We start from the raw sequence: 4,531 nt of genomic DNA on the forward strand, positions 1-4,531 counted from the left end.
ACTACATATTGTCAGATGATTTTTTCATCTGTTTTACTCAAATAGCCATTAAATCGCTCTCTGAGTTTCAGCTTACTCTACTCATCCACTCTCAATATAGCAAGAAAATGATCGATTTAAACGATTTATAAATCGATATCGATAGTTTTTAACGATTGATAAGCTCTAATCGATCGGGTTTTTAATTGACAATAACGATCGATAGTTAATCTATGATAGGCAATAACTATCATAAGTTTGATTTTGATCGTTACAAACGATATGACGAAAAACAAAAATAATTTAATCCTATCAATTGGTTAAAAAGATGGTTTGTTCCCTCATACCAGTCGATGCCTCATATAGAGCCTTCTTACTGGTGCCGGAACGGCCTTTATCCTCTCAAACTGACTTCTTTCGAGGGTGTGTATGAGTAAAAGCATTGCGCTATCGCTGGCACTGACGGTTATAGCTTTATCAGGGTGCCAGCAACTTAATGAAGGCGTGAATAAGGTCAATGGGGCGATTAATACCTCGTTATCCTCATTGAACGGAACAGTAGATAACGTATTAGGTCTTTCCACAGCAAAACAAGATACCGGCCCGGCATCCTCAGTTGCTGGCCTTGGTCCTGTCTGTAAGGACTATGAAGAAAATGCAATGGCAGCAGAAAAGAACTGGACGGGTAAACGGATCTCAATTGCTAATGCCACTGTTCTTGAAGTCACTAAAGGCAGGAGTGCCAGCGATATGCTCAATGGTATGCCAAAAGCCGCTCATGCCAACTATTACCTGCTCTTCAAAACATCAGATACCAGCTATTGCGGCGGTATGGTGTGGATCAGTTACTACTCTGGCCTTGATGATGCTGTTCTTACTTACAGGAAAGGTCAGAAAGTCAGCGTCACTGGAACAGTCAGCAACTTTGAGGTTCGTGGTTTCACTACAGTGAACAATGCTGATATGCCAGTTCGTCTTGTTGTGTTGAGCAATGGCACTATCAGCCATTAATAAAGGATTAAAACTATGCGTAAAATTTTGGTAGCTGCAAGTCTTTCTGTTCTGTTATCAGGCTGTGGTGAAAAAGGCGACTTTGAGAAAGCGATCAACGCAAAGATTGGTCAAACGAAAACCTGCTACTCATTGAATAACAACAATGTCAGCTTTCCTATTAAGCTCTCTAAGCCACGATTTGATGAAACTGGCACAGGAACGGGGTCTGTGATCCTTGATGGTCTCGTTGAGCAGGGCTTAATGGCCTTTGTTAAAGGCTGGGATAACAACACACTTGGGATAACAGATGAAGGTAAACAAGCCAAAATCTGGGGTGCCAAAGAAGGTGTTTGCATTGGTCGTCGTGTCGTGGAAGAAGTCAAAGAATGGACTGAGCCGGGCAACGGTAATCAGAAAGTTGTTCGCGTATCTTATACATGGAAACTGGCAGATGTCCCCTCATGGGTGGACAAAAAAGCATTTGCCAGCGTCAGGGGCATGAATGAGCCTGTTCAAAGTGTGATCACTCTTGTTAAAACCAGCAACGGCTGGAAGGCGAACTAAGGGGGGGATTATGAAAAACAATACAATTCAGTGTCCTTTTTGCCTAAAAGAGAGTCAGCGAGGAGTGCATGTCTGCACCGGCTGCATGGCGACTGTTTTATATGGAACCTTTCCACAATGGTATGCTGTCTTGGCTATCTTCCTGTCCTTCGGCCTGTCTATATTGATTGGAATGTCTACAGGCATGGCAGGAGCTACTATCAGTCTGCCGATAATTTTTATTGTGGCTTTTATAACTGGTAAGGCGATCTTCTCTGATAATGTTATTTTTAGACGCTGAGTGTGATTAATATTTTCTGATAACGTATGGTCACCATTTTTATGGTGGTGACTCATGCTTATATAATTATATTATACAATCCAGTTTGCGATCTTCATCTTGGTACGCAGTGCTGGAAATTCGGTCAAAAATTTTTCTCGTGAATCAGCCTTTATATAAATACAATCTATGTCATCAATTTCAAACTTCAAAGGAAATGACTTGACATGCTTATCTAGGTTTTTATTTTCTTTATTATATCTGGAACGATTTTCCGATATGCGTCCATTGGCTATTTGAGATAAAGTAGGAACATAACGCCATTCTTTCTCTTTTGTAAAGTTAAAATTATCGTTCTTCATTTTAATATTTTTCCCAAATGCATTTTTAGTGAAGCATTTTATTTTAATGATTGCAAGTCTCGCGTTCTTAGATAGATTTTTATTATTTCTTCTTTCTATTAATAGATCCTCTAATCCAGATGCTGCTGTAGAGTTATTGTGCATATAAATGACTGGGCTTATATTGTTTTTATTAACCCATTGCCAAGTGAACTGAATGCCATACTCACCATAGGTAATTTCAGTTTTTGATAGTTCATCAGGGTCATAATCGCTAAAACACACCATAGGATGTACTGCGGAAGACGCTATTCTATCTCGTTTATTAAAAAAATTCTCCTTGCAATATTTTAATAACAACCCCTTATCTGTTAATATGGATGCAATATTTTCATAGCTACCAGTGAAGTGAATAAGCATATCTTAACCTTAATAAAATGGTAACTAATAAAATACAACGCCGTAGGAATAAAGTAAATATAAAAATAATGATTTTTCTTACCTTTCGACGAACACCAGAAACTAAATAATCTCATCTTAAGTTTCGTCGAACGTAATAAGACATAAACAGCGGTAGATGAATTTCATTAAAAAATAACAATCATTGCACTGCATAATATTTAAAAACAATTAATGTTTAAGATGCCATCAATTTCTATAACCCGGAGGGTTTGGTCTTGGTACATTACTTTTTCTGGTTTGTATGGATGGAGTGAGATCTATATTGTTATCAATATGATTATTTTCATTTTTAGGACGACTTGGAAAACGAGTGATCTCCTCCTTCATCGGTCTGTAATCATCACTGTTAAACCTTGCACGTTTCTCAAATTCAGCACGGGGAACATAGATACCCAGCACCTCATCAAAGACATAGTTTTCAGCAATGCGCTTATCGTGCTCAACATCAAGAGCAACAGGCTTCTTCTTGGCCCAAATAAATTTCTCCTTGAAGAAATCCACGACCAACAGAGTAAAACGCTTGAAGATACCATCCTGACGAGGTTCAATTTTTTTCTTCTTGGACTTAACAGGAGCGCGTTTACCAGCTCTGGTTTTTGCTGAGGATGGGTTTCTCAATTTAGTGCGGGCATAAGGTACTGGGGCAACCAGAACTGGCTGTTGGTCTTCTGATGATGACTGCGAACCCGTTTCAGGCAATACGATTTCAACAGGCTCAGGCAACTCGGACACGGTGAAGCTTCTGAGGTCAACAATGATCTGTTGGTCCAGATCTTTAAAGGTTCGGTAGGTGACCTGAGCTTCCTGTTTCAGTTCATCACGAAAAGCCTGTTCAGCCGCACGGTTTTCCTGAACACTCTTGCTGTTCCACTTAGCACGGTGAATACGCTGCATCGGGGGACGACTGGTTAACGTTGCCTTGGCAAGCCATAACGCCTTGTCTTCAACATCCAATGTAATAGCGGCATTTTCCAAGGCTTCATTGTGTTGAGCATCAATAGAACGATGATCAATACGCTCTTCAGTGCCAGCGGCTTCAAGATAACCATTGGTGAGGGTAGACCACGCTTCACGCCATAGGATCACGTTTTTCTTCTCATTCCAGCTTCTATCCTTTTTGCCAAAGCCTTCAGCCGTAATTGGCTTTAATGTCAACATCACATGTGCATGGGGATTATTACTGTCCAGATCGTGGAAAGCGATATCGGCAATCATTCCCTTATCGACAAAATTATTTTGGCAGTATTCCAACACCAGTTTTATTTTGTCCTCGTTGTTTAGCTCACAGGGAATAGCAACATCAAAATAACGGGCTGTCTGACCATCTTTCTGGCGCTCGACTCTTTCAACTTCATTCCATAGGGCTGTTGAGCTTTCAGTAATATAAGAGGGCGCTGAAACAGGCGCTAATATCTGATGATGGAATAAATCAGAACGGTGGCTGAAATCATAGGTATTGCCCGTGCGATCATCTGTTATTCTGCAACGCGCATGGTAAGCTGCCTTTCTGCAGGAAGACATGCCCTCTGAGCGTTTCACAATTTTAAACTCCAGATGAAAAATAGCCATAAAATATACACCTCAAATATAACCATGCTGCTGTTAGTTTTTCGCAAGAAAAACTTTTGTGTTGACCTTGGTTTTTCTTTTAGCCTGCGGCAGGCAACCGTCGGTAGACCCCACACGCTCACGAAGTGAGTGTATAAGTGGGCATTGTTTTGATAACAATGTAAAAGCTCTCCTTATTAATTAATACAACTAATATGAAAGACTGTAAATAAAGAGAAAACAAAACGCCGAATTAAGCGGCGCAATATAGATTAAAGGAAGATGTCATCCGTTAATGTTATTAGATGTCTTTCAATTAATGTCCGAAGGACAAGACGAGTTATCTACTAGGCTATGAAAATAAAATAACTAATGAGATAAATTA

Annotated in this window: 5 protein-coding genes; 3 read left to right on the forward strand and 2 right to left on the reverse strand. The window is 39.9% G+C overall.

Going from position 1 to position 4,531, the window contains the following annotated elements; genetic code table 11:
* The first annotated feature begins 408 nt into the window (after window positions 1-408).
* Genes HU019_RS20080 through HU019_RS20090 form a run of 3 tightly spaced genes read left to right on the forward strand, consistent with a single transcriptional unit; the run spans window position 409 to window position 1,816 of the window.
* Window positions 409-990, forward strand: coding sequence for a hypothetical protein (locus HU019_RS20080; RefSeq protein WP_174848482.1), 582 nt, complete (start codon window positions 409-411; stop codon window positions 988-990).
* Window positions 991-1,005: 15 nt separating this feature from the next.
* Window positions 1,006-1,536, forward strand: a complete 531-nt coding sequence (locus HU019_RS20085) for a hypothetical protein (protein ID WP_174848483.1) — start codon at window positions 1,006-1,008, stop codon at window positions 1,534-1,536.
* Between the two features lie 10 nt (window positions 1,537-1,546).
* Window positions 1,547-1,816, forward strand: coding sequence for a hypothetical protein (locus HU019_RS20090; RefSeq protein ID WP_174848484.1), 270 nt, complete (start codon window positions 1,547-1,549; stop codon window positions 1,814-1,816).
* 71 nt (window positions 1,817-1,887) lie between these two features.
* Here the strand turns inward: HU019_RS20090 and HU019_RS20095 are convergent, their stop codons facing one another.
* The gene (locus HU019_RS20095) at window positions 1,888-2,556 is read right to left on the reverse strand and encodes an abortive infection system antitoxin AbiGi family protein (RefSeq protein ID WP_174848485.1); all 669 of its coding nucleotides are present in this window, start codon (window positions 2,554-2,556) and stop codon (window positions 1,888-1,890) included.
* 228 nt (window positions 2,557-2,784) lie between these two features.
* Window positions 2,785-4,167 (reverse strand): MobQ family relaxase, encoded by a 1,383-nt coding sequence (gene mobQ / locus HU019_RS20100; RefSeq protein ID WP_174848486.1) that lies wholly within the window; start codon window positions 4,165-4,167, stop codon window positions 2,785-2,787.
* Between the last annotated feature and the right edge of the window lie 364 nt (window positions 4,168-4,531).

It is taken from the genome of Yersinia artesiana (assembly GCF_902726545.1).
GTDB classification, from domain to species: domain Bacteria; phylum Pseudomonadota; class Gammaproteobacteria; order Enterobacterales; family Enterobacteriaceae; genus Yersinia; species Yersinia artesiana.

What these genes read in the sequence shown, in the direction of transcription:
- HU019_RS20085 (WP_174848483.1), top strand. Translation starts at nt 1,006, where the DNA reads ATGCGTAAAATTTTGGTAGCTGCAAGTCTTTCTGTTCTGTTATCAGGC.
- mobQ (WP_174848486.1), bottom strand. Translation starts at nt 4,167, where the DNA reads ATGGCTATTTTTCATCTGGAGTTTAAAATTGTGAAACGCTCAGAGGGC.
- HU019_RS20080 (WP_174848482.1), top strand. Translation starts at nt 409, where the DNA reads ATGAGTAAAAGCATTGCGCTATCGCTGGCACTGACGGTTATAGCTTTA.
- HU019_RS20090 (WP_174848484.1), top strand. Translation starts at nt 1,547, where the DNA reads ATGAAAAACAATACAATTCAGTGTCCTTTTTGCCTAAAAGAGAGTCAG.
- HU019_RS20095 (WP_174848485.1), bottom strand. Translation starts at nt 2,556, where the DNA reads ATGCTTATTCACTTCACTGGTAGCTATGAAAATATTGCATCCATATTA.